The 26,245-nt window shown below is 36.8% G+C and carries 26 protein-coding genes and 4 other annotated features; of the genes, 20 read left to right on the forward strand and 6 right to left on the reverse strand.

Annotated features, from left to right (window positions below; all coding sequences use genetic code 11):
* Positions 1-41 precede the first annotated feature (41 nt).
* From ytaF to MNO09_RS06985, 14 genes are all read left to right on the forward strand, one after another.
* Positions 42-674 carry a sporulation membrane protein YtaF gene (gene ytaF / locus MNO09_RS06920; protein ID WP_000281748.1) on the forward strand — a complete coding sequence of 211 codons (633 nt, stop codon included), beginning with the start codon at positions 42-44 and terminating at the stop codon, positions 672-674.
* Positions 675-727: 53 nt separating this feature from the next.
* On the forward strand, positions 728-1,330 hold the full coding sequence (gene coaE / locus MNO09_RS06925) for a dephospho-CoA kinase (protein ID WP_070169143.1): 603 nt from the start codon (positions 728-730) through the stop codon (positions 1,328-1,330).
* A 109-nt stretch (positions 1,331-1,439) separates the two neighbouring features.
* Complete coding sequence (locus MNO09_RS06930; RefSeq protein WP_000198978.1) at positions 1,440-2,468, forward strand: glyceraldehyde-3-phosphate dehydrogenase; 1,029 nt, start codon at positions 1,440-1,442, stop codon at positions 2,466-2,468.
* A gap of 388 nt (positions 2,469-2,856) precedes the next feature.
* Positions 2,857-3,240 (forward strand): adenosylmethionine decarboxylase, encoded by a 384-nt coding sequence (gene speD, locus MNO09_RS06935; RefSeq protein WP_002003660.1) that lies wholly within the window; start codon positions 2,857-2,859, stop codon positions 3,238-3,240.
* A gap of 285 nt (positions 3,241-3,525) precedes the next feature.
* On the forward strand, positions 3,526-3,987 hold the full coding sequence (gene nrdR, locus MNO09_RS06940) for a transcriptional regulator NrdR (protein WP_001203687.1): 462 nt from the start codon (positions 3,526-3,528) through the stop codon (positions 3,985-3,987).
* 152 nt (positions 3,988-4,139) lie between these two features.
* Positions 4,140-5,546 (forward strand): replication initiation and membrane attachment family protein, encoded by a 1,407-nt coding sequence (locus MNO09_RS06945; RefSeq protein ID WP_000415023.1) that lies wholly within the window; start codon positions 4,140-4,142, stop codon positions 5,544-5,546.
* Between the two features lie 33 nt (positions 5,547-5,579).
* Complete coding sequence (dnaI, locus tag MNO09_RS06950; protein WP_000400116.1) at positions 5,580-6,518, forward strand: primosomal protein DnaI; 939 nt, start codon at positions 5,580-5,582, stop codon at positions 6,516-6,518.
* Positions 6,519-6,795: 277 nt separating this feature from the next.
* Positions 6,796-7,677: a putative sporulation protein YtxC gene (ytxC, locus tag MNO09_RS06955; RefSeq protein WP_000569607.1), complete on the forward strand. Its 882-nt coding sequence runs from the start codon at positions 6,796-6,798 to the stop codon at positions 7,675-7,677.
* A gap of 31 nt (positions 7,678-7,708) precedes the next feature.
* Positions 7,709-7,938, forward strand: a binding site (T-box leader).
* Positions 7,939-7,985: 47 nt separating this feature from the next.
* A complete protein-coding gene (gene thrS / locus MNO09_RS06960) occupies positions 7,986-9,923 on the forward strand; it encodes a threonine--tRNA ligase (protein ID WP_000786074.1) in 1,938 nt (645 codons plus the stop codon).
* 210 nt (positions 9,924-10,133) lie between these two features.
* Positions 10,134-10,254: a sequence feature (ribosomal protein L20 leader region), on the forward strand.
* A 62-nt stretch (positions 10,255-10,316) separates the two neighbouring features.
* Positions 10,317-10,820 carry a translation initiation factor IF-3 gene (infC, locus tag MNO09_RS06965; RefSeq protein WP_000973214.1) on the forward strand — a complete coding sequence of 168 codons (504 nt, stop codon included), beginning with the start codon at positions 10,317-10,319 and terminating at the stop codon, positions 10,818-10,820.
* A 21-nt stretch (positions 10,821-10,841) separates the two neighbouring features.
* The gene (rpmI, locus tag MNO09_RS06970; protein WP_001125946.1) at positions 10,842-11,042 is read left to right on the forward strand and encodes a 50S ribosomal protein L35; all 201 of its coding nucleotides are present in this window, start codon (positions 10,842-10,844) and stop codon (positions 11,040-11,042) included.
* A gap of 37 nt (positions 11,043-11,079) precedes the next feature.
* Complete coding sequence (gene rplT, locus MNO09_RS06975; RefSeq protein WP_001138364.1) at positions 11,080-11,436, forward strand: 50S ribosomal protein L20; 357 nt, start codon at positions 11,080-11,082, stop codon at positions 11,434-11,436.
* Between the two features lie 470 nt (positions 11,437-11,906).
* A complete protein-coding gene (locus MNO09_RS06980; RefSeq protein ID WP_000365057.1) occupies positions 11,907-12,398 on the forward strand; it encodes a dUTP diphosphatase in 492 nt (163 codons plus the stop codon).
* 69 nt (positions 12,399-12,467) lie between these two features.
* Positions 12,468-13,553, forward strand: coding sequence for a M42 family metallopeptidase (locus MNO09_RS06985; RefSeq protein WP_000163550.1), 1,086 nt, complete (start codon positions 12,468-12,470; stop codon positions 13,551-13,553).
* Between the two features lie 40 nt (positions 13,554-13,593).
* Here MNO09_RS06985 and MNO09_RS06990 read toward each other — a convergent pair whose 3' ends face one another.
* A complete protein-coding gene (locus MNO09_RS06990; protein WP_000023655.1) occupies positions 13,594-14,211 on the reverse strand; it encodes a TetR/AcrR family transcriptional regulator in 618 nt (205 codons plus the stop codon).
* Between the two features lie 297 nt (positions 14,212-14,508).
* Between MNO09_RS06990 and MNO09_RS06995 the strand changes: the two genes are divergently transcribed.
* Positions 14,509-15,162 (forward strand): HlyD family secretion protein, encoded by a 654-nt coding sequence (locus tag MNO09_RS06995; protein ID WP_001071413.1) that lies wholly within the window; start codon positions 14,509-14,511, stop codon positions 15,160-15,162.
* 12 nt (positions 15,163-15,174) lie between these two features.
* Positions 15,175-16,974: a DHA2 family efflux MFS transporter permease subunit gene (locus MNO09_RS07000; RefSeq protein ID WP_000094766.1), complete on the forward strand. Its 1,800-nt coding sequence runs from the start codon at positions 15,175-15,177 to the stop codon at positions 16,972-16,974.
* 21 nt (positions 16,975-16,995) lie between these two features.
* On the opposite strand, the gene MNO09_RS07005 is transcribed toward MNO09_RS07000, so the two are convergent.
* The 5 genes from MNO09_RS07005 to sspI all read right to left on the reverse strand — a co-directional run bounded on the left by MNO09_RS07005 (position 16,996) and on the right by sspI (position 19,702).
* Positions 16,996-17,352 carry a hypothetical protein gene (locus MNO09_RS07005; protein WP_000467049.1) on the reverse strand — a complete coding sequence of 119 codons (357 nt, stop codon included), beginning with the start codon at positions 17,350-17,352 and terminating at the stop codon, positions 16,996-16,998.
* Between the two features lie 38 nt (positions 17,353-17,390).
* Positions 17,391-17,762: a hypothetical protein gene (locus MNO09_RS07010; RefSeq protein ID WP_000950047.1), complete on the reverse strand. Its 372-nt coding sequence runs from the start codon at positions 17,760-17,762 to the stop codon at positions 17,391-17,393.
* Positions 17,763-17,903: 141 nt separating this feature from the next.
* Positions 17,904-18,617, reverse strand: coding sequence for a CPBP family intramembrane glutamic endopeptidase (locus tag MNO09_RS07015; RefSeq protein WP_001182116.1), 714 nt, complete (start codon positions 18,615-18,617; stop codon positions 17,904-17,906).
* Between the two features lie 139 nt (positions 18,618-18,756).
* The gene (locus MNO09_RS07020) at positions 18,757-19,314 is read right to left on the reverse strand and encodes an HD domain-containing protein (RefSeq protein ID WP_001189001.1); all 558 of its coding nucleotides are present in this window, start codon (positions 19,312-19,314) and stop codon (positions 18,757-18,759) included.
* 178 nt (positions 19,315-19,492) lie between these two features.
* Positions 19,493-19,702, reverse strand: coding sequence for a small acid-soluble spore protein SspI (gene sspI, locus MNO09_RS07025; protein ID WP_000009511.1), 210 nt, complete (start codon positions 19,700-19,702; stop codon positions 19,493-19,495).
* A gap of 82 nt (positions 19,703-19,784) precedes the next feature.
* Here sspI and MNO09_RS07030 point away from each other — a divergent pair, with 82 nt between their 5' ends.
* From MNO09_RS07030 to asnS, 4 genes are all read left to right on the forward strand, one after another.
* Complete coding sequence (locus MNO09_RS07030; RefSeq protein ID WP_002096285.1) at positions 19,785-20,582, forward strand: TrmH family RNA methyltransferase; 798 nt, start codon at positions 19,785-19,787, stop codon at positions 20,580-20,582.
* A 48-nt stretch (positions 20,583-20,630) separates the two neighbouring features.
* Positions 20,631-20,859 (forward strand) — a binding site (T-box leader).
* Positions 20,860-20,902: 43 nt separating this feature from the next.
* Positions 20,903-21,937 (forward strand): phenylalanine--tRNA ligase subunit alpha, encoded by a 1,035-nt coding sequence (gene pheS / locus MNO09_RS07035; RefSeq protein WP_000388220.1) that lies wholly within the window; start codon positions 20,903-20,905, stop codon positions 21,935-21,937.
* Between the two features lie 18 nt (positions 21,938-21,955).
* The gene (gene pheT, locus MNO09_RS07040; RefSeq protein WP_241950102.1) at positions 21,956-24,376 is read left to right on the forward strand and encodes a phenylalanine--tRNA ligase subunit beta; all 2,421 of its coding nucleotides are present in this window, start codon (positions 21,956-21,958) and stop codon (positions 24,374-24,376) included.
* A 144-nt stretch (positions 24,377-24,520) separates the two neighbouring features.
* Positions 24,521-24,772: a binding site (T-box leader), on the forward strand.
* 52 nt (positions 24,773-24,824) lie between these two features.
* Entirely contained in the window at positions 24,825-26,216 is a 1,392-nt protein-coding gene (asnS, locus tag MNO09_RS07045) for an asparagine--tRNA ligase (protein WP_000432172.1), read from the forward strand.
* Positions 26,217-26,245: the final 29 nt, after the last annotated feature.

Consider the following 26,245-nt stretch of genomic DNA (forward strand, 5'->3'; position numbering starts at 1 on the left):
TATACATACAGCAGGGCTATGTATAAGGGAGGAGCTTACCGATGTACCTTTATTTATCTCTTATTTTATTAGCTTTTACATTAAGCTTAGATAGCTGTAGTGTAGGGCTAACATATGGTTTAAGAAGCGTAAGAATTCCACTAAGATCAATTATAATTATCGGAATGTGTTCAGCGGCTGTTATGCTTGTTTCAATGGGAGTTGGACATATGATCGCGAAAATATTTTCACCTGTTATCGCAACGCGTATCGGTGGGCTTGTTCTTATTGGAATAGGAATTTGGGTATTATACCAATTTTTTCGAAGTGAGAAAAAAGAAGAACCAAAGCAAGAGGAGAAGGTTTGGAAATTAGAAATTGCTTCGCTCGGGCTAGTGATTCAAATTTTACGGAAACCGACTGTTGCAGATTTTGATAAATCAGGCACCATTTCTGCAGGAGAAGCGTTACTTCTTGGTATCGCTCTTTCTATAGATTCGTTCGGTGCTGGAATTGGTGCATCTTTATTAGGTTATGCGCCCGCTATGATGGCAATATTGGTTGCGGTTATGAGTTCTTTGTTTTTATTTATTGGAATGAAACTTGGAACGGTTTTATCGAATATGAAATGGTTACAAAAATTTACATTCCTGCCTGGGGTATTACTCATTATTATTGGAATTTGGAAAATGTAAGTATGGGCGTGGAACATTAGTTTCGCGCCTTTTATATTGTGAGGAGGATTATGATGACAGTAGTAATTGGATTAACGGGAGGCATTGCAAGTGGAAAAAGTACAGTGTCTCAAATGTTTCGTGAACTGAGTATACCAGTTATTGATGCAGATATTATTGCGCGAGAAGTTGTAGAACGAGGAAAACCAGCATATAACAAAATTGTAGAAGTGTTTGGAACGGAAGTATTACAAGAAGATGGAGAATTGGATCGCCCGAAATTAGGAAGTGTCGTTTTCTATAATGAAGAAAAACGATTGCAGTTAAATAAAATCGTTCATCCTGCAGTTCGTGAGGAAATGAATACACAAAAGGAAAAGTACATAAAGGAAGGTATACAAGCGGTTGTGTTAGATATACCTCTCTTATTTGAAAGCAAATTAACAAGTCTCGTTGACCGCGTTTTAGTTGTAGCGGTTAAGCCACATACGCAATTAGAACGTTTAATGAAACGAAATAATTTTTCAGAAGAAGAAGCAACAGTTCGTATTCAATCTCAAATGCCGTTAGAAGAAAAAGTGAAAAATGCAGATGAAGTGATAAATAATGATGGCACAATTATGGGAACGAAAACACAATTACAGGTGATTTTAAAGAATTGGAACATTATTGACTAAAAAATTGTGAAATTAATGAAAATGCTTAGTGACATATCCCCTTTTTGTGTTATACTATTATTGGGATTGGAGATAAATAGTATAACGCATTCAAGGGGGATAACATATTATGACTCGTGTGGCAATTAATGGATTTGGACGTATTGGGAGAATGGTATTTCGTCAGGCAATAAAAGAAAGCGCATTCGAAATTGTAGCAATCAATGCAAGCTATCCATCTGAAACGTTAGCACATTTAATTAAATATGATACAGTTCACGGCAAGTTTGACGGAACAGTAGAAGCATTTGAAGATCACTTGTTAGTTGATGGGAAAATGATTCGCCTTTTAAACAACCGCGATCCAAAGGAATTGCCTTGGACAGATCTAGGTGTTGAAGTTGTAATTGAAGCAACTGGTAAATTTAATTCAAAAGAAAAAGCAATTCTTCATGTTGAAGCTGGAGCGAAAAAAGTTATTTTAACAGCGCCTGGTAAAAATGAAGATGTAACAATTGTAGTTGGTGTGAACGAAGACCAATTAGATATTACAAAACATACTGTTATTTCAAATGCATCTTGCACAACAAACTGTTTAGCGCCTGTTGTTAAGGTGTTAGATGAGCAGTTTGGAATTGAAAACGGTTTAATGACAACTGTTCATGCTTATACAAATGACCAAAAAAATATTGATAACCCACATAAAGATTTAAGAAGAGCACGTGCTTGCGGACAATCGATCATTCCGACAACGACAGGTGCTGCGAAAGCGCTTGCAAAAGTTCTTCCGCACTTAAACGGAAAACTTCATGGTATGGCACTTCGTGTACCAACGCCAAACGTGTCTCTTGTTGACTTAGTAGTAGATGTAAAGCGTGATGTGACAGTTGAAGCTATTAATGAAGCATTCAAAACTGTTGCAAACGGTGCGTTAAAAGGCATTGTAGAATTCAGCGAAGAGCCTTTAGTATCTATTGACTTTAATACAAATACACACTCAGCTATTATTGATGGTTTATCTACAATGGTAATGGGTGATCGTAAAGTGAAAGTACTTGCTTGGTATGATAACGAGTGGGGCTACTCTCGTCGTGTTGTAGATCTTGTAACGTTAGTTGTTGACGAATTAGCGAAACAAAAAAATGTGCAACATATTTAAGTGAATAAGGGAGAGGGCAAGTGGATATTTGCCTTCTTTTTTTTATTTTTTTCTGAAAAGGAAAAAAATTATATAAGTATATTTTTGAAAGTGGACATACCACGAAACGTTGTGATTACTGTATTTGTGAATCGTTTATTTTTTTTAGGGAAAAGTAAAGAGGAAAATATGACAGAAAATCGAAAAAACTGTTGTTGCAAAATGAAAATAAACAAAGTATACTAACACTCGTAAACTTAAGAGCTGAGGTACGTAGTCACTACTTAAAGGGTTAGGACCTCTCTGGACTAACTTTCCCCCGTGGTAGTGGAGCAAGCCAAATTGCAAATTAGTTTTCAATTCGAACAGTTAGAATAAATTTACAAGGGGGAACTGTAGAATGGATACTATGGATACGATGGGTCGTCACGTAATCGCTGAACTTTGGGATTGCGATTTCGACAAGCTTAATGACATGCCGTATATTGAACAATTATTTGTGGATGCAGCACTGAGAGCTGGTGCTGAAGTGCGTGAGGTTGCTTTCCATAAATTTGCACCACAAGGTGTAAGTGGAGTAGTAATTATCTCGGAATCACATTTAACAATTCATAGCTTTCCGGAGCACGGTTACGCAAGTATTGATGTTTATACTTGTGGGGATCGTATTGATCCAAATGTTGCTGCAGAATATATTGCAGAAGGTTTAAACGCGAAAACGCGTGAGAGCATCGAGCTTCCTCGAGGCACTGGTAGCTTCGAAATTAAGCAGAGAGAAACAAAAGCTCTTTAAAAAAGAACATAATTGATTTAAAATGTAAAGAGGTGTATAATGCACCTCTTTTTTAGTTTATAAAAAAGGAAAAATATAACGTACTCGTTAGTGAGATAAATTGAGCTCTTACGAATAAGTTAGCACTCCATCTACCATCTTATTTTTGAAAACGAGATGATAAAATAATGTGTTTAAACTTAAAGTGGTAAGAGAGTTAGAATGAGTTATATAATATTGTATATATATTGTCAGATGAAGTAAGTAGAGAAAAAATAAAGAGTATAGTGTAAAGGAGTGAATATATTGCGTTGTCCATCCTGTTCTCATAATGGTACAAGAGTGTTAGATTCGCGTCCGGTAGACGAGGGGCGCTCTATTCGAAGAAGGAGAGAGTGTGAAAGCTGTTTAAGTCGCTTTACGACATTTGAAAGAGTAGAAGAGTCACCTCTTATCGTTGTAAAAAAAGAAGGTACACGAGAAGAGTTTAATAAAGAAAAGATTTTGCGCGGCTTAATTAAAGCGTGCGAAAAAAGGCCAGTATCTTTAAGACAATTAGAAGAAGTAACTCAAAGTGTGGAACGTGAACTTCGTAATTTAGGTATATCAGAAGTGAAAAGTGATATGATTGGTGAAATTGTTATGGAAGAACTGCGTGATATTGATGATGTTGCTTACGTGCGTTTTGCTTCTGTATATCGCCAATTTAAAGATTTAAATGTATTTATTGAAGAATTAAAAGATATACTGCAAAAAGAAAGAGAGTAGAAGTTGTATTTTATTCTCTTTACATACCGTAAGTAATGAGATAAGAGAGCTAGAAGCGAAAGCTAATAGCTCTTTTTCGCTAAGCAATTATATAATGAAGATAGAACGAATGAAGTAGAGGATAGATTGGATGAGAGAAAGGAAAAGCAAGAATGGAAAAACAGTCATGGATGGAGCTATTGCCAATTGATCGTTATAAAGTAAGTGCGAAAGGGTTACTGCATAATTACGACCGAAAAGTGTTAACGATGTTGTATCAGCCGTTAATAGGTAGTAGAGCTTTTAGCTTGTACATGACGCTATGGGGAGAGTTAGAGCAAGATCGTGTGTTTGGAAAAGAGAATACACATCATTCCCTTATGGTGACCATGCAAATGCAGCTTCCCGAAATATATGAGGAACGAGTAAAGTTAGAAGCAATTGGGCTTTTGAAAGTATATATTAAGAAAGAAAAAGATATTCGAATGTTTATATACGAATTGCAACCACCTTTATCTCCGAAGCAGTTTTTTGATGATATTGTGTTAAGCATCTTTTTATACAATCGATTGAGTCGGACAAAATATAATCAAGTAAAGCAATATTTCTTAGAAGAAGAATTTGATTTTGCTTCTTATGAAAATGTTACGCGTTCTTTCAATGATGTGTTTGGTTCGTTTAATCCAGGACAGCTTGAGCATGCGCAAGAAGATCTTCGTATTCCAAAAACGACAGCTATGCCAAGTAACGAGAAGGGAGACGCTCCAAAAGTTTGGAATGATTTCTTTGATTTCTCCTTATTTGTAGATGGCTTGTCCGCTCTTGTCCCTAAAAAGGCGATTACAGATCAAGTGCGAGAATGTGTCAGTACACTTGCTTACGTGTACGATGTAGATGTGTTATCGATGCAAAATATCGTTCTTGGTACGGTGACAGAGATGCAGACAATTGATATCGAAAGGCTTAGAAAAGGAGCACGTGATTGGTATCAGTTCGAAAATGGTCAAGCGTTACCTGTATTAAGTGAAAGAGTACAACCTCACGCTGCACGTATGATGGAAGGGAAAGAGCCTTCTACGCAAGAAGAGATGTTAATAAAACAGTTAGAGGAAATCTCACCAAAACAACTATTAAAAGAAATCTCTGGTGGTGCAGAGGCGACAAAGGCTGACTTGCAGATCGTTGAAGATGTAATGATCAACCAAAAATTAACGCCAGGTGTTGTGAATGTACTTATTTATTACGTTATGCTACGCTCAGATATGAAGCTTGCGAAAACGTATGTGGAGAAAATTGCTGGGCATTGGGCACGTAAAAAGGTCGGTACAGTAGCTGAAGCAATGGCATTAGCGAAAGAAGAAAATCGTCAATATCAAGAATGGGCTGAGACGAAGAAAAAAGGCCGTACGTCGAAGAAAACGATAAGAAAAGAAATGGTACCAGATTGGCTGAAAGAAGAGCCGAAAGAACAAGAGAAAGAAACAGTGAAGAAAGATGTAAGTAAGAAAAAAGATGCAAGTACGTTAGATGATGAACGAAAACGACTAGAAGAAGTGTTAAAAAAATATAAGCGTGATTAATAGAAGAGAATGAACGCTCTTTGAGGTGAGAAAATGGAGCATATTCAAAATTCATTTGCAAAGTTAATGGAAAATAAAAATTTTAAAAATAGATATGAAGTATTAAAGGCGGAAGTAATGGCACATCCGCGTGTGAAAGAATTTATAGACGAACATCAAGGTGAAGTAACAACTTCTATGATTGAGCGTAGCCTTGTGAAGTTATACGAATATATTGGACAAAGTGTAGGTTGCGTAGATTGTCCGGATCTAGGTTCGTGTAAAAACATGCTGCAAGGATATGAGCCAAAGCTCGTTATCCAAGGGAAGATGATTGATATTCAATACGATCGTTGCGTTAGAAAAGTAGCATATGACGAGAGAAAGAAATATGAAAAACTCGTTCAAAGTGTATATATGCCAACTGACATTTTACAGGCAACGATGGAAAACTTAGATCCTTCAGATTTAGATGCGCGTATTGATGCAATTGGTGCTGCTAATGAATTTTTAAGTACATATGAACCTGGTAAAAAAGTACAAGGTTTATATTTGTACGGTAAATTTGGTGTAGGGAAAACGTATTTGTTAGGAGCAATGGCGAATGAGCTTGCTCAAAAGAAAATAAGTTCGATGCTCGTATACTTTCCTGAATTTCTACGTGAAATTAAAAGTTCGATTCAAGATAATTCGATTGGGGAAAAGATTGATGCGGTGAAACGCGTACAAGTTTTAATGCTAGATGATATCGGAGCAGAAGCGATGTCAAGCTTTGTGCGTGACGATGTGCTTGGCGCAATTTTGCAATTCCGTATGTTAGAAAACTTACCGACGTTCTTTACGTCTAACTTTGATTTCAAGGAATTGGAACATCATTTAACGTATACACAGCGTGGTGAAGCAGAACAAATGAAAGCAGCACGTATTATGGAACGAATTAAATATTTAGCGAAGCCAATTCCGATTGGCGGGAAAAACCGACGTCATAAGTAAAGAGTAAGCTGAAAAGCTTGCTCTTTTTTCGTTTTGAACACTTTTCAGAATAGGTGAATTGTAAAACGAAAAACTTCTTATAGAAAATTCATTGTAGCTTGTATCATTTTTTTCTCCCTCCCTTAATATATATAAAATTAGCAAGCCATATTGAGTGGATTTTCTAACGATAGGAAATGTAATTCTACTAAGAGTGAACTTCCACGGGACGGACTCTTATAGGATTTGTAACGTATAGATACAATCCTTTAGAGCAGGGATAAAAGGGGGGACAAAAGTGATTGAAATTTGCTTCGAAGAAAAAAATGATGCTATGCATGTATATAGACAACTATTGAAAAGAGCGGAACTGTTATATAAGGAAACGAGTGTGTATTTAGAGGAACAAAAAGTGGTGATTCATATACCAGTATGTGAATCGAATTATATTGAAAAGATTTTATTGCCGGTAATGGTATATTTCATTGTGAATGTAAAGCAAAATGAGTGGATTTATACAATCTTAAAAGAGAAGTTTTTTTATGAAGAAGAGGAAGAGTGTCATCAAATATTGCATATGGCACAAGAGATTTTAAAGGGAAGAAGAAAAGAGATTGCTCGAGAATTAACACGTCACACATTTGAATCATATATTAAATCCTCTTTAAATAACTGGCTTTGTGATCCGCTTTCGTTCTCGTTTTCATCATATGTTCGTTTTCGCCTTCGTACATATAGGGAAATGGTAGCTAAGCTTGCTGAAGTGTCGATTGATGAGTATAAGTTGGAACAAGAATATCAAATGTTTATTGAGACGCTAAGGCAACAAGTGCGTAGCCGAAAATCACGTTTGTCCTGTGTGCATCTTATTTTTGATGAAAGCTTTATTTTCTATGATGATAAAGGTAGACGTTTAAAACAGGAGAAATTGGTCCAATATATAGATGAGGAATTATTGAAGCAAAAGGATGTATATATTGATACGAAAGTAATTGCACCACTTCTTTCTATTTCGCCGAAAAAAATTTATTTATATACGAAAGAACAAGACCATAATATGATTATTACTTTGCGAAATGTATTTCAAGAACGGGTCCAATTACATGGATTACATGAGTTTGAGCGCAATGTGAAAAATTTAAAAAATAAAGGTAACGCCCTTGATTTTCTAAGTTTTTGAGCATATAATTACCTACATAAATGAAATATATTGAAATGTCATGATGAGGACATGAGTAGTTTTCTACGATTTTCAGAGAGGGAAGCCTTAGGGTGTGAGCTTCCTAGTACGGGATTATTACTTACCACCTCTAAACTTTAGCAGTGAACGGTTTTTCCTAGTAATTGCTAACGGACAACACCGTTATGTTGAACTTGAGCAATTAACAATAATGTTAATTGGAACAAGGGTGGAACCACGAATTCAACACTCGTCCCTTTTTACGGGATGAGTGTTTTTTATTTTGAAAAAAAGAGGAGTGACCAGTGATGGCAGATGTAGTTAAAATTACTTTCCCTGATGGAGCTGTGAAGGAGTTTCCAAAAGGCGTAACAACTGAAGAAATCGCAGCTTCTATTAGCCCAGGCTTAAAGAAAAAAGCTGTGGCTGGAAAATTAAACGATGAGATGATCGATCTTGTTACACCAATCGAAGAAGATGGTGCAGTTTCTATTATTACATTAGATTCTGAAGATGGCTTATACATTTTACGCCATTCAACAGCCCACCTATTAGCACAAGCGTTAAAACGTTTATATAAAGATGCTAAGCTTGAGCTTGGCATTGGTCCAGTAATTGAAAATGGCTTCTACTACGATATTGATATGGAAGAAGCAATTACAGTTGAAGACTTCAAGAAAATCGAAAAAGAAATGCAAAAAATTGTGAACGAGAACTTAGAAATCGTTCGTCATGAAGTGCCACGTGCAGAAGCACTTCGTCGCTTTGAAGAAATCGGCGATGAGTTAAAATTAGATTTAATTAACGACCTTCCAGAAGATGCAGTTATTTCAATCTATGAGCAAGGCGAATTCTTCGACCTTTGCCGTGGTGTTCACCTTCCATCTACAGGGAAAATTAAAGTATTTAAATTATTAAGCGTTGCAGGTGCTTACTGGCGCGGCGATAGCAATAATAAAATGCTACAACGTATTTACGGTACTGCATTCGTTAAGAAAGCAGAATTAGATGAGCACTTACGTATGCTTGAAGAAGCGAAAGAGCGCGATCACCGTAAATTAGGTAAAGAATTAAAACTATTTACTAATAGCCAAAAAGTAGGACAAGGTTTACCACTTTGGTTACCAAAAGGTGCAACTATCCGCCGCATTATCGAGCGTTACATCGTTGATAAAGAAGCAAGCTTAGGCTATGATCACGTATACACTCCAGTACTAGGAAGCAGAGAGCTTTATGAAACTTCTGGTCACTGGAATCACTACCGTGATGGTATGTTCCCATCAATGGAAATGGATAATGAAGAGTTAGTTCTTCGTCCGATGAACTGCCCTCACCACATGATGGTTTATAAAAATGATATTCACAGCTACCGTGAATTACCAATCCGTATTGCGGAACTTGGAACAATGCACCGCTATGAAATGTCTGGAGCATTATCTGGATTACAACGTGTACGCGGAATGACTTTAAACGATGCGCACATTTTCGTTCGCCCAGATCAAATTAAAGAAGAGTTAAAACGTGTTGTAAACTTAACTCTAGAAGTGTACAAAGATTTCGGTTTAGAGAACTATTCATTCCGTCTATCTTATCGTGACCCAGCTGATACTAAAAAGTACTATGCTGATGATGAAATGTGGGAAAAAGCACAAGGTATGTTAAAAGAAGCTATGGATGAAATGGGTCTTGATTACTATGAAGCTGAAGGTGAAGCGGCATTCTACGGTCCAAAACTTGACGTTCAAGTTCGTACTGCTCTTGGAAAAGACGAAACACTTTCAACTGTACAATTAGACTTCTTACTTCCAGAACGCTTTGAATTATCTTACGTTGGTGAAGACGGTAAACAACATCGTCCAGTTGTAATTCACCGTGGTGTTGTATCAACTATGGAACGTTTCGTAGCCTTCTTAATTGAAGAATACAAAGGTGCATTCCCAACTTGGTTAGCTCCAGTTCAAGCGCAAGTAATTCCAGTTTCTCCGCAAGTACATTTAGACTATGCGAAGAAAGTACAAGATGAATTACGACGTGCTGGTATCCGTGTTGAATTAGATACTCGCGAAGAGAAAATTGGTTACAAAATCCGTGAAGCACAAATGCAAAAAATTCCGTACATGCTTGTAGTAGGTGACAATGAAGTAACTGAAAACGGCGTAAACGTACGTAAATATGGTGAACAAAAATCAGAAACAATTGCATTAGATGCTTTTGTTGATATGATTAAAGTAGAAGGAAAACGATAAGACAGAGCCGCGGTATACCGCGGCTTTCGTATGTATTATAAAAAAGAAAAACTAGAAAAAATAACCAAACAATACTTATCATAAAAAAGTATTGCAAGTATGTTAGTTGTTTGTTACAATATTTCTTGTTGTTAGTAAAACACATCGCGTCTTCTTGACAGACGTCATGTCCTATGATAAACTCATCAAGGATAATAGAATATTGTTTTGTGGAAAAAGTAGAAGCACCCGCTTCTCACCTGATGGACGCATTCGCAGTTTACAGGTAAATGTATTTCTTACTTAAGAATTTACAAGTGTGGGTGTCGTATGCCCGCACTTTTTTTGTCGGGTTCTATGACTACAAAAGATGTTCTGAAAAAACCTTGGAGGTGGCTTACTATTAGCAAGGATATGATGATTAACGAGCAAATTCGTGCACGTGAAGTACGTTTAGTTGGTGCAAATGGCGATCAACTTGGAATCAAGTCTCGTAATGACGCTTTAGACTTAGCTGCAAATCTTAATCTTGATTTAGTATTAGTTGCTCCAAATGCGAAACCGCCAGTATGCCGCATTATGGACTACGGTAAATTCCGCTTTGAGCAACAGAAGAAAGAAAAAGAACAGCGCAAAAATCAAAAAGTAATTAGCATGAAAGAAGTTCGTTTAAGTCCAACAATTGATGAACACGACTTTAACACAAAACTTCGTAATGCTATCAAGTTTTTAGAGAAAGGCGACAAGGTTAAAGCGTCAATTCGCTTTAAAGGACGTGCCATTACTCATAAAGAAATCGGTCAACGTGTTTTAGATCGCTTCTCAGAAGCTTGTGCTGAAGTTAGTACAATTGAATCTAAGCCTAAAATGGAAGGACGTAGTATGTTCTTAGTTTTAGCACCGAAAAACGATAAGTAATAGATAGAGGAGGAAATACCTATGCCTAAACAAAAAACTCATCGCGGCTCTGCAAAGCGTTTCAAAAAGACTGGATCAGGTAAACTGAAACGTTCTCACGCTTACACAAGCCATTTATTCGCTAACAAATCTACAAAAGCTAAACGTAAACTACGTAAAGCTGGTGTAGTAAGCGCTGGTGACTTCAAACGCATTCGTCAAATGCTTGACAACTTAAAATAAGTTCGGCTGATATATAGAACAATTAGGAGGTAATATTATGCCAAGAGTAAAAGGTGGTACAGTTACTCGTCAACGTCGTAAAAAAGTTATAAAATTAGCAAAAGGTTACTACGGTTCTAAGAGTACATTATTCAAGGTTGCTAACCAACAGGTTATGAAATCTCTAATGTATGCATTCCGTGACCGTCGTCAAAAGAAACGTGACTTCCGTAAATTATGGATTACACGTATCAACGCAGCAGCTCGTATGAATGGTCTTTCTTACAGCCGCTTAATGCACGGTCTTAAAAATGCTGGCATCGAAGTTAACCGCAAGATGCTTGCTGACTTAGCTGTTCATGACGAAAAAGCTTTCGCTGAATTAGCAACAGTTGCAAAAAACAACATTAACTAATTAATTAGTTGAAACCTTAGAAGATTTTTCTTCTAAGGTTTTTTTATTTGTATTCAAAGAGAAGTATGTCGTTATCGATATGACAAAATCAATATAAAAGCTATAGCGATATAGAAGAATATATATATGAAGCCAGGAGAATTCTCCTGGCTTTTTTCAATTATCCCCCTTTGGAAAGAAGAGTATCTTTCCTACCTGAAACGACACTGCTATAATGGAAAGATGATATGGAACTTTCATCAGATAAAATAAATTTTTTATCAGTGGACAATCCCCGGATAATGATTAACTATCACCAATCGGAGTGAACAATCTAATAGTGATGATTGAAACGTATTTGTAAATTAAGGACAAGCTATTTTGTAAAGAGATAAATGGCTGACTTATTAATAAGAAACGAAAAATAATAATGAACTTTGAGATGAAACAACATTGTTGCGTAAAATGCGATGTTGGAGGAGGACAATAGAATGGACTTACTACAACTATTTAAATTACAAAAAGAATTAGATGACCGTATTGTGAAAGAGCATGATTTACAACCGAAAAAGTTGTTAAAAGAAAAAATGTTAGCTCTTCTTGTAGAAATTGGAGAACTTGCAAATGAAACACGTTGTTTTAAATATTGGAGCAACAAACCAGCATCAGAACGTGAAGTAATATTAGAAGAATACGTAGATGGCTTGCATTTTATTTTATCAATCGGAATTGATTTAGGTATTGATAAAAACTTCCTATTCTATAAATGTGCACAAACGAATAAAACACAAGTAGAAATTTTCTTAGACACATATGCGAAAGTAATTCGTTTTACAGATCAACCATCTATTACGAACTATATTGAATTATTTACAAGCTATCTTCGACTTGGACAAGCGCTAGAGTTTGAGCAAGAAGAGATTGAAAAGGCATATTTAGATAAAAATGAAGTAAATCATCAGCGTCAAACACAAGGATACTGATTTAATTTTTGAATATTTCAATTTCCTTTTGTATAATGAAGTGACTGAAGAAAAAGGAGGGTGTTGGCAATGACAAAATTAGACGCGACATTGACAATGCTAAAAGAATTAACAGATGCACGTGGTATTGCGGGTAACGAGCGTGAACCACGCGAAGTAATGAAGAAATATATTGAGCCGTTTGCGGACGAACTTTCTACTGATAATTTAGGAAGCTTAGTTGCGAAAAAAGTAGGGGAAGAAAACGGCCCGAAAATTATGGTTGCAGGTCATTTAGATGAAGTCGGCTTTATGATCACGCAAATTGATGACAAAGGTTTCCTTCGTTTCCAAACGGTTGGTGGCTGGTGGTCACAAGTTATGCTTGCGCAGCGCGTGACAATTGTAACGCGTAAAGGAGATGTAACAGGTGTAATTGGTTCAAAACCACCGCACATCTTACCTCCAGAAGCGCGTAAAAAGCCAGTTGAAATTAAAGACATGTTCATCGATATTGGTGCTTCTAGCCAAGAAGAGGCAATGGAGTGGGGCGTACGACCAGGAGATCAAGTTGTACCTTACTTTGAATTCCAAGTGATGAAAAATGAAAAAATGTTACTTGCAAAAGCATGGGATAACCGAATTGGTTGTGCAATTGCAATTGACGTATTAAAACAGTTAAAAGATGAAAAGCATCCAAACGTTGTATACGGCGTAGGGACTGTACAAGAAGAAGTTGGCCTTCGTGGCGCGAAAACATCTGCGAATTATATTAAACCAGATATCGCGTTCGCAGTAGATGTTGGCATCGCTGGAGATACGCCAGGTGTAACGGCAAAAGAAGCGCAAAGTAAAATGGGCGATGGACCACAGATTATTTTATATGATGCGTCTGTTATTGGTCATACTGGTTTACGTGACTTTGTAGTTGATGTTGCTGACGAATTAGAAATTCCGTATCAATATGATTCAGTAGCGGGCGGAGGAACGGATGCAGGTGCCATTCATATTGCTGTAAATGGTATTCCGTCTATGGCAATTACGATTGCAACGCGCTACATTCATTCTCATGCGGCAATGTTACACCGTGATGACTATGAAAATGCAGTGAAGTTAATTGTAGAAGTTATTAAACGTCTTGATAAAGAGGCTGTACATAACATTACATTTAATTAATAGAAAAAGCGAAGGAGGTTCTCCTTCGCTTTTTTATGTTTTAAAAAGGTCGTTCTAATCCTGCAGCAGTATGAGCTCCTAAAATAATTAAACGAGTTAATTGCATGGCCATAAAATGCGGGGTATAAATCATCCCTCTTTTTAACCATGACATAATCATCCCGATATGAGCTCCTGTCACATAACTAATTAAAATATCACGAGGAACCATAAGATCTTTATCATCTGGCTGTGAAATAGACAAGCTTAATGTTAAATGTGTTTGTATTGTTTTCATCATTTTATAAGAGTAGTTTCCAGCGGCTTTATCACCAAGCATAACGTTATAGAAGTTCACATTTTCTGCGATATGTTCGAACAAAGCCAAAAATGTCGGATGTGGTGAATCAAATGTAAGTTGAAACTCTTCTTTATTTCTATTTTTCGGCTTAATAACTTCTGTTAATTTCTCTAACATTTCTTCGATGCTTTTGTCTAATAGGTCATATTTATCATGGTAATGGCTATAAAACGTAGCACGATTTACGGGAGCACGTTCTGCAATATGTTGAACAGTTACATCATCAAATCCTTTTTCGCCTACTAAAGCGACAAAAGCATCCTGTATGAGTTGTCTCGTCCGCTTTACACGTGGATCATTTGTATTTTTAATAGACATTTTTACTTCCCCTCGTTTAATTTTTTATACTTAAACAACATATAGGTATTATATTGTTGTTTAAGCAACATTTCATACTTAAATTGTCGGTTGTAGATTCAAAATAATTATTTATAATTATAAACGATAGTCCTTCAGAAATCAGCACCGCTCGCAGGTAGATAAATTTCGATTTACACCGCAGATGGTGTGATTTTTTTGTTTAAAAGTTAATATAATTAACAATTAAACAATCTAAACAATAAGGACGTAAATAGTTTAGAAAAAAATTATATGCGATATAAGGAGAGGAATGCAATGAATCAGTTTCGAAGAATGGTGATTATCAACATTATCACATTAATTGTACTAGTTGGCGGCGGTATTGGCGGTTATTACTATTACAATCAAGCGGAAAATTATTTGAAAACAGAAAATGCAAAAATTGATGGAAAGGTAATTCCGATTGCATCACCAGTAGCAGGTAAATTAACTGACTGGAAAGCTGAAGTAGGAAAGAATTACAATGAAAATGATAAATTAGGTGCTGTTACTGTAGCGGCAGCAAATGGAGAACAAACAGTAGATGTAACAATTCCACAAAATGCAACAGTTGTACAATCAAATGCAACAACAAATGCTTTCGTTGGAGCGGGTAGCCCAATTGCTTATGCATTTGATATGAACAATTTATGGGTAACAGCAAACATTGAAGAAACAGATGTTGACGATGTACAAAAAGGTCAAGATGTAGATGTGTATGTAGATGCATACCCAGATACAACGTTATCAGGAAAAGTAGAGCAAGTTGGATTAACAACAGCGAATACATTCTCTATGTTACCATCAAGCAACGCAACAGCGAACTATACGAAAGTAACACAAGTAGTACCAGTTAAAATTTCTTTAGATCATAGTAAATCAGTAAATATTGTTCCTGGAATGAATGTGTCAGTTCGTATTCATAAGTAAGGGGGAGATGAGATGTCCTCAATTGCAATTGCAGGATATGCACTATTTTGTATAATCGTCTTCTTCCTTGTAAATCGTCTTTTACGAAAGAAAAAAACGAACGTGGGAGAAGAACAAGTCCCAGCCGTAAATAAAATAGAAGTAAGTAAGGTAGAAACAGAAGAGAAAGAAATTGAACGAAAGCAAGAAGCAGAAATTTCTAATGTAGTTGAGTTAGAAACAGGAAAGCAAGAAGAAGTAAAACAAGAAAAAGAAGTGCCGAAAAAACAAATGTTTACGCCTGCAGAGAATGTGAACGTAAAAGCAGTTGTAGCCGTATTAATTCTCGGTATGTTCGTTTCTATTTTAAACCAAACAATCATTAACGTTGCATTGCCTCCGTTAATGAATGAATTTAACGTATCAACTTCAACAGCACAATGGTTAATTACAGGTTTCATGCTTGTAAATGGTATTTTAGTACCAATTAGTGCCTTTTTAGTTTCACGATTTACGTATCGTAAATTATTCGTAGCGGCAATGTTATTCTTCACGGTAGGATCTATCATTTGTGCTATTTCAGGAAACTTTACAATGATGATGACGGGCCGCGTTATTCAAGCTGTTGGTGCAGGTATTTTAATGCCGGTTGGTATGAATATTTTCATGACATTATTCCCGCCTCATAAGCGCGGAGCAGCGATGGGATTACTAGGTGTAGCGATGATTTTAGCACCAGCTATCGGACCGACTGTAACGGGCTGGGTGATTGAAAACTATAGCTGGAACTTAATGTTCTATGCGATGTTTATTATCGGTTTAATTATTACATTCCTATCTTTAAAATTCTTTACACTAGCTCAGCCGGTATCTAAAACGAAGTTAGATGTATTCGGTGTTGTTAGTTCAAGTATTGGACTAGGTAGCTTATTGTACGGATTTAGTGAAGCAGGAAATAATAGTTGGACTAGTGCAGAGGTTGTTATTTCACTTATCATTGGTGTAGTAGGTATTGCGGTATTTATTTGGAGAGAGCTAACAACGGACAATAAAATGCTTGATTTACAAGTGTTTAAATACCCAGTATTTACTTTCACTTTAGTAATTAATGCAATCGTTACGATGGCATTATTCGGAGGTATGTTATTGCTTCCAGTATACTTGCAAAACATTCGCGGTTTCACGCCGATAGAATCAGGTTTATTATTACTTCCAGGATCATTAATTATGGGGATCATGGGACCTATTGCAGGTAAACTATTTGATAAGTATGGTATTCGTCCGTTAGCAATTGTCGGTTTAGCCATTACAACGTTTGCGACATATGAATTCACAACGTTATCGATGGATACACCATATAGCGTTATTATGACGGATTATATTATACGTTCGATTGGTATGTCATTCATTATGATGCCAATTATGACAGCTGGTATGAACGCACTGCCGATGAAATTAATTTCTCACGGTACAGCAACGCAAAATACATCAAGACAAGTAGCTGGTTCAATTGGAACAGCGATTTTAATCACACTTATGACGCAGCAAACGACTGCTCACGTAGCAGATTATGGAAATATGTTAACAATATCAAACCCAATTTTAGTTGATAAAGTACACGGCATGGGGCAAAGTTTAGCAGCGATTGCTGGATCAGCTCAAGCAGGAGATGCGATGAGCACGCAACTATTATTTGGACAAATTTCAAAACTATCTGCAATTAACGGTATTAACGATGCCTTCTTAATTGCGACAATATTAGCTGGTATTGCTTGGGTGTTATCGTTCTTCTTACCTTCAGGCAATAAACCAAATAGAAAAGCAGGGAATTAATTTCCCTGCTTTTTTGTCTTTTTAAAGAGTTAAATATAAAAAATGATAACCAGTTACGGAGCACAATCCTGTTATAAACAAAACCATTCCCAAAGCACGAATACTTGATATTTGTCTGCCACTTATAATAGCTAATAGTCCAGCCAAAGAGAAGAAACACCAATATAAAGTTCCCGAAATTGGAACCATCCCCTCTAAATCTATTCCAGAACCTATACAAAGGATAGGAACAACAATAAGCGATATGCTAATGAAACCAGCCATAATAGTAAGTGATTTACGACATTTAATACCAGCAATAATTAAAAAAATGCCAACGATGAATTGGCATAACATCAAAGTAAGAGCCACAACCAACCAAGTTAATATTCCGAACACTTTTGTATTACCTCCGATTTATGCGTTTCTAAAAAATATTATATATAGTATGAATCACCTACAGTCATGAGTAACCAGAAGATAACCCCTAATATACCAGCGATAAAAATAATGAATCCCATATTACGTATACTTTTAATTTTGGCTTGGACTCCACTTACCCCTGCTAATAATCCAGTTAAAGAAAACAGTATCCAATATAAAGTTGTTGAAATAGGGAGGATTGTATTGCTATCCACTCCCATGCCCCAAAAAACAAAAGGTAGTGTGACAAAGGAGAAGCTAAGTAGCCCCATTAAACCAACAAATAATTTACGATGTTTCATGCTAATAACAATTAAAAAGATACCACCGAAAAATCCGCATAAAACAAGAAGTGGCATATAAACAACCCAAAGTAAGCTCAACATATATAGTCTCCTTCTATGTAATCAGTTATATTTTACTACATGAGGTTTATTTTGGATATTATTAATAAATATGTATAAATTGATAGAAATGAGAAGTAACAATACGAATTAATAAAAGAGGTATCGCGATGATACCTCTTTTTAACTCAAGAATGCCAACATATTATTCATAATATGAAATAACATAGCTGGAATAATGGATTTTGTTTTTTTACATAAAATAGCCATTAATAATCCCATGAAGAAAGTAATTACCATGACTCCAAGTGAGTATGTATGAGCGATACCGAAGAAGAAACTTGTTATGATGGCTGCAATCCAAAATGGAAATCGCTCTGAGAAGAAGCCAAGTATAAAGCCACGGAAAATAAGTTCTTCAAAAATTGGTGTGAGTATTGCGAAGCCGAGAAGTAATAATATTTGATACTGCTTAAAAACGTCTAAGTTAAGTGCGGAAGATTGCTGCTTTGTTGCGTCTTGGAACATATAATTTAACAAGATGTAATTGAGTATAATGTTTATAGTGAAGAAAAGAAGTAAGTATACGTATGTACGCCATTCTTTAAGTGCTTTAAAGTTAAAAGATTTTAGTAGTAATTTTTTTGCGGGTTCGAATTTAAAAATGAAGAATAACAACACGGCTAGTTGTAATACGATACTTGCAGTATTTACGATAGATTCATACAGGGCAATTTGTTTTTTATCTGTAAGACCGGCTGTATAAATTGTTAAGGGCATTGCGAGGAACACAGTAATAAGTCCGGTTCCGAAAAAAGCGAATAAAACTGAGCTAATAAATTGTCCCCATGACATAGAGTATTTCTGTTCATTAGAAAGTTGTGTAGCGGGTTGCATTTATAAAATCACCTCTTTATATTTGTATATTTAATTATAAAGTATTTTGTTTTTATATGTAATATTTAAATATTACATATAAAGGTGTATTTTCCATAAAATAATAAAAGAGGTATCACCCTATAGTGATGCCTCTTTCTCATTGATAACTATGTTCTATCTTGTTATTCGATTTTGATTGCTCTATTTGTAATTCACGTTCTACCAATCGGTCTAACTGCTGAATAGCTTTAAGTGCTTTTTCATAAGAAATCGTTCTATAATGGTGTGCTCCGCCTGCTTCTTCATCTGCTTCGTCTGCCCATTTAATAATGTTTTGAAGAGATGTCCTTTCAATTTCTTGCTGTACTAAGAAAGAATCTGTATGAAGAAGAATCGCGATAGAAATTTCTTTTGCTAGTTTCGGATGTTCTCCTAATCTAATAAGCAATTTATGAGCTCTTTCTGCTCCTTTAATTGCATGTATATCATTCTTTTTATACAAGTCATAGTCCCATTCTCCCTCGCTGTACCATGTGTGATGTCCGATATCATGAAGGAAACCAGCTTTTGTTGCAGCATCGACTGAGGCATGATGCTTTTTCGCTAAGTGAAACGCATGGTAAGCGACAGCAATCGCGTGGACCATTCCAGAACGGTTTACATATTTTTGTGTAATGTGATGTTTAAAAACTTGTTCAAGCGTAATACGTTGCATAAAACATTCACTCCTTTTTATCTAATGGTGTCTATAAGAAAATCGATCGGTTTAAATGTATTTTGAACATTGTACTCCATCGGGATAGCGTTAGTAAAGTAGAAATGTTTAGGAGAAGAAAAATTTTATAGACATAAAAGGTCACCTTAGTTTTTTTTCTAAGGTGACCTTTTATTGTTTATTTTTTTAATCCTTGCTCCAGTGTTCCTAACATTTCGTGTTTTTCATTTTCATCAGCATTTTTCCAAATGACTTCGAATAAAACGCCAAGACCTGGAAGCATTTTTTCTTCACCGCTTTGAATTGCATCGACAATCGTTTCTTGTAATTGATCTTGTGAATTTCCAGATACATTCGCTAATACAGCACCGCGTAAATTAAAACTCATTATCTTCACCTCTTCTTCAGAATTGAAACTGACGTTAGTTTTTGTTCTTTTTTATGTAAATATGTATGAAAAATAGGCTATAATGATAAGACAAGAAGAGAGGGAAATACATATTATGAAAAACATTGATTCAGTGCAAAATCCGCGTGTGAAGCAGTGGAAAAAGCTGCAGACGAAAAAAGAGCGCGATAAAAAAGGTTTATTTTTTGTAGAAGGATTCCACTTAGTGGAGGAAGCTTTAAAAGCAGGAGTTGTAACAGAACTTATCGTTTCTGATCAGACAGATCTTCCGAAAGATTGGACAGTTAATGATGTGGAAATGTATATCGTACCTGAAGCAATCGTAAAAGTACTCCGTGAAACAGAAACGACGCAAGGGGTATTTGCTGTTTGTGAGAAACACGAGAGTGAAGTAGCTCTTGCAGATGGAAAGTTTCTTTTATTAGATGGTCTTCAAGACCCGGGCAACTTAGGGACAATTATTCGTACAGCTGATGCAGCTGGTATTCATGCTGTTGTGCTTGGAGAAGGATGCGTTGATGCATATAATAGTAAAGTGCTTCGTTCTACACAAGGTTCTATTTTCCATTTACCAGTTGTAAAAGGGAACTTAGAAGAGTGGGTAGACAAGTTAAAAGAAAATAACGTTCCTGTATATGGAACCGCTCTTGAAAATGGAGTTCCATATGGTGAAGTAACACCAGCTGGTAGTTTTGCATTAATTGTAGGAAATGAAGGAAGTGGCGTAAGCGAAGAAATTCTTGCAAAAAGTGATCAAAACTTGTATATTCCGATTTACGGCGGGGCAGAATCATTAAATGTTGCGGTTGCAGCAGGGATTTTAACGTATTATTTGCAAAGCCCAGTTGCGAACAAATAAAAAACTTCTTATAATAAGTTGAAGTATATTATATTAAAAGTTAAATAACGAAAAACGTTGATAGAGAAGAGTAACTTACAAAATCGCCATAAAGGGAGAGAATGCCTTAGACTGAAAGTATTCTTATGGTAGACGGAAGTGAATTCACCTCTGGAGTTGACGCCAGGACCATATATATGTAAAGGCGTTCCGGTCAGAATTGATCGTTATAACTAATGAGTGGGCAGACCTGGTCTGTCAATTTAGGGTGGTACCGCGAATTTACCTCGTCCCTTTTTGGGAGCGAGGTTTTTTTATTTTTAAAATTAGGAGGGTTCCAAATGGAAGCACGTTTAAAAGAGCTAAAACAAAAAGCGTTAGAGCTTATTGAAGAAGCGAAAGAGCTAAAGGGCTTAAACGACGTACGCGTAGCGTATTTAGGGAAAAAAGGTCCAATTACAGAAGTATTACGCGGCATGGGAAAATTATCAGCAGAAGAGCGTCCACGTATGGGAGCATTAGTAAATGAAGTACGTGAAGCGATCCAAACGCGTTTAGAAGACAAAATTGGTAACTTAGAAAAAGCAGTAATTGAAGCGAAATTGGCTACGGAAACAATTGATGTTACACTACCAGGCCGTCCTGTTGAAACAGGTTGTCACCATCCGTTAACAGCTGTTGTTGAACAAATTGAAGATGTATTCATCGGTATGGGTTATGAAGTAGCTGAAGGAACAGAAGTAGAAAAAGACTACTACAACTTCGAAGCATTAAACTTACCGAAAGATCACCCAGCGCGTGATATGCAAGATACATTCTACATTACAGAAGAAACGTTACTACGTACACATACATCTTCTGTGCAAGCACGTACGATGGAAAATAATAAAGAAAAAGGCCCAATTAAAATTATTTGTCCTGGTAAAGTGTATCGCCGTGATGACGATGATGCGACGCATTCACACCAGTTCATGCAAATTGAAGGTCTTGTAATTGATAAAAACATTCGCATGAGTGACTTAAAAGGTACACTGCAAGTATTCGTGAAAAAGATGTTCGGTGAAGATCGTGAAATCCGTCTTCGTCCAAGTTTCTTCCCATTCACAGAGCCATCTGTAGAGATGGATATTTCTTGTATGATGTGTCACGGCAAAGGTTGCGGCACTTGTAAAGGAACTGGCTGGATCGAAATTTTAGGCGCAGGTATGGTTCATCCGAACGTACTTGAAATGGCTGGTTATGATTCAAAAGAATATCAAGGTTTCGCATTCGGTATGGGCGCAGAGCGTATCGCAATGTTGAAATACGGCGTAGATGACATTCGTCATTTCTATACAAATGATGTACGTTTCTTACAACAATTCAAACGAGCGTAAGGGAAGGAGAGGATAAGTATGTTCGTATCATATCGTTGGTTACAAGAGTATGTAGATATTAAAGATGTAACAGCACAAGAACTAGCAGACAAAATCACGAAAAGTGGTATTGAAGTAGAAGGTGTTGAAGTATTAAATAAAGGTGTAAAAGGTGTTGTAGTTGGTCACGTATTAGAATGTGAAAAACACCCAGAAGCTGATAAATTAAGCAAATGCTTAATCGATATCGGTGAAGAAGAGCCAGTTCAAATTATTTGTGGAGCTGCTAACATTGCAAAAGGTTTAAAAGTACCAGTTGCAAAAGTTGGTGCTGTACTTCCTGGCAACTTCAAAATTAAAAAGGCAAAACTACGTGGTGAAGCTTCTCACGGTATGGTTTGTGCGCTTCAAGAGCTTGGCATTGATGGAAAGTTAGTTTCAAAAGAATATGCAGACGGTATCTTCATCTTCCCGAGTGACGCTGAAGTTGGTGCAGACGCACTTGAAATTTTAAACTTACATGATGAAGTACTTGAGCTTGGTTTAACACCAAACCGTGCAGATTGCTTAAACATGCTAGGTGTTGCATATGAAGTCGCTGCTATTTATGGTCGTGAAGTAAAACTTCCAGCTATCAGCTTACAAGAAACAGCAGAAAAAACTTCTGATTACATTTCTGTAAGTGTAGAAGCGAAAGAAGAAAACCCATTATATATTGCAAAAATGGTGAAGAACGTAAAGATTGGTCCATCACCAATGTGGATGCAAACGCGCCTTATGGCAGCTGGCATTCGTCCGATTAGCAATGTAGTTGATATTACAAACTACATTTTAATGGAATACGGTCAACCGTTACATGCATTCGATTACGATAAATTAGGTTCAAAAGAAATCGTTGTTCGTCTTGCAAAAGAAGGCGAAAAAATTGAAACGTTAGATGATCAAGAGCGTACGTTACAAAGCCACCACCTTGTAATTACAAACGGAACAAAAGCTTTAGCTGTTGCTGGTGTAATGGGCGGAGCGGATTCTGAAGTTACAAATGAGACAGTAAATGTTTTGATTGAATCTGCATACTTTGCAGGTCAAACAGTACGCCGTACATCAAAAGACTTAGGTCTTCGCAGTGAATCAAGTGCACGTTTTGAAAAAGGAATCGACCCAACACGTACATTTGAAGCAATTCAACACGCAGCTGCTTTAATGGCGAAATACGCTGGTGGAGAAGCACTTGAAGGTGTAGTAGAAGCTGACAACTTACAAGTACAAGAGCGTACAGTATCTGTTACTGCTGAAAAAGTAAATCGTGTATTAGGTACAGATATTTCTGCAAGTGAAATGGGTACAATGTTCACAAACTTGAAATTCCCATTCACAGAAGTAGAAGGGACATTCCATGTAAATGTACCAGCACGTCGTCCTGACATTACAATTTCAGAAGACTTAGTAGAAGAAGTGGGCCGCCTATACGGTTATGACCACATTCCAGTTACATTACCTTCTGGAACGATGACTCGTGGTAAATTAACAGCAGCACAAACGAAACGTCGTAAAGTACGTCGCTTCTTAGAAGGTGCTGGTTTATATGAAGCAATCACATATTCATTAACAAGCACTGATAAAGCGAAACAATATATGGTTGAGCCAAATGAAAAAGCTCCTGTAAATCTTGCACTTCCAATGAGTGAAGAGCGTAGCCAACTTCGTTTAAGTTTAGTACCGCAATTACTAGAAGCAGTTTCATACAATGTTGCACGTAAAAACGATAGCGTTGCTTTATACGAAGTAGGTTCTGTCTTCTTACCGACAGAAGCAGGAGAACTTCCGAAAGAAGAACAACATCTTGCAGGTGTTATGACAGGTCTTGCTCTTCACCATGCATGGCAAGGTGAAAAGAAAGTAGTAGACTTCTTCGTTTTGAAAGGTGTACTAGAAGGATTATTCGATGTACTTGGCGTTTCAAACCAAATCACTTATGCACCAGCAAAACGTGAAGGTATGCACCCAGGTCGTACAGCTGACATCGTATTAGATGGCGAAGTAATTGGTTTCATCGGTCAATTGCACCCTGAAGCAGAAAAACAATTAGATGTGAAAAATACATTCGTATTCGAACTATCTCTTGTAAAAGTATTCGGTGCAGACGCAGAAGAAACTTACTACTCAGCAATCCCACGTTTCCCATCTATGACACGTGATATGGCTGTTGTCGTAACGAAAGAAACAAAAGCTGGCGAAATGAAGCAAGTCATTGCTGAAGCTGGAGGAGAACTTCTGAAAGACGTAGCGCTATTCGACTTATACGAAGGTGAAAAAATGGAAGAAGGCAAGAAATCACTTGCATTCTCTATGACCTACTTCGATGCAGAACGTACGTTAACAGACGAAGAAGTAACAGAAGCACATAACCGTGTATTAACAACGGTAGAAGAGAAATTTGGTGCGGAGTTACGTAAGTAAAAAAAGATTGCCGGATTCAGTCCGGCAATTTTTTTTTATGGCACGATTGTCGGTAAGTCGATATGTTACAAAAATCGCTGATATATTTTTTGGTATCTTGCATCTTTCTCTCGAATGTAGTACATTAATTTTAGTTTAACAAAATGAAAGACGATGATAAGGAAAAGTAGTATATACTATAATCCAAAGCGAGTCAGGGACGGTGAGAGCCTGATGAGGCGGTATATGTGAAGAACACCTTGGAGTTGCTAACCGAAATTGAAACTTGTATTCAAGAGTAGGCTTAGACGGGAATCCGGCCTGTTACAAACCGGGAAGTATGTATTACATACGAGTTAAAGTTGGTCTTTATGACAAATTGGGTGGTACCGCGAAGTTTAACCTTTCGTCCCTTTATGGATGAAAGGTTTTTTTGTATTTAAATATATGTGCAAAGGAGAATTTCACTATGGAAAACACATTAGTAAAAAGTCTGTATAGAGATACAGATAAATACGCAGGTCAAACAGTACAAGTATCAGGGTGGATTCGTAACTTACGTGATTCAAAAGCATTTGGTTTCATCGAATTAAACGACGGTAGCTTTTTCAAAAGCGTTCAAATCGTTTTCGATACAGAGTTAGAAAACTTCAAAGAAATTGCAAAACTTCCACTTAGCTCTTCAGTTAAAGTAGAAGGTACAGTAATTGCAACGCCTGGAGCGAAGCAACCATTTGAAATTAAAGCAGAAAAAATTGATATCGAGGGCTTATCAGATTCTGATTACCCACTTCAAAAGAAACGTCACACGTTTGAATACTTACGTACAATTGCTCACTTACGTCCAAGAACAAATGCATTCTCTGCAACGTTCCGTGTACGTTCTGTCGCAGCATTTGCGATTCACCAGTTCTTCCAAGAGCGTGGATTCGTACATGTTCACACACCAATCATCACTGGTAGTGATACAGAAGGTGCAGGCGAAATGTTCCGCGTAACAACGCAAGATTTAAACAACGTACCAAAAGGTGAAGACGGACAAGTTGATGAATCAAAAGACTTCTTCGGCAAAGAAACAAACTTAACAGTAAGTGGACAGCTGAACGCTGAAGCTTATGCATTAGCATTCCGTGACGTATACACATTCGGACCTACATTCCGTGCAGAAAACTCAAACACAACTCGCCACGCAGCTGAGTTCTGGATGGTTGAGCCGGAGATTGCATTCGCTGAATTAGGCGACGTAATGGATCTTACAGAAGATATGCTGAAATATGCAATGAAATACGTACTAGAGCATGCACCAGAAGAAATGGAATTCTTCAACAGCTTCGTTGATAAAACAGTTCTTGAGCGCATGAACAACGTAATCAACTCTGACTTCGGTCGTATCACATATACAGAAGCAATTAAAGTGCTTCAAGAGTCAGGTGCTGACTTCAAATATCCAGTAGAATGGGGTATTGACTTACAAACAGAGCACGAAAGATACTTATCAGAAGAAATTTTCAAACGCCCTGTATTCGTAACTGACTATCCAAAAGACATTAAAGCGTTCTACATGCGTATGAATGAAGATGGAAAAACAGTAGCTGCTACTGACCTTCTAGTTCCTGGCATCGGCGAATTAATCGGCGGAAGCCAACGTGAAGAAAGAATGGACGTTTTAGTAGACAGAATTAAAGAATTAGGTATGAACGAAGAGGACTACTGGTGGTACTTAGAACTTAGAAAATACGGCGGTACAAAACACGCTGGATTCGGTCTAGGTTTTGAGCGCTTCTTAATGTACATCACTGGCATGGCTAACATCCGTGACGTAATTCCATTCCCAAGAACTCCAGGTTCTTCTGAGTTTTAAGATATGAAAAAGCGAGAGGGTTTCCTCTC

Origin of the sequence: Bacillus sp. N5-665 (genome assembly GCF_022637375.2) — a bacterium.
Taxonomy (GTDB): domain Bacteria; phylum Bacillota; class Bacilli; order Bacillales; family Bacillaceae_G; genus Bacillus_A; species Bacillus_A wiedmannii.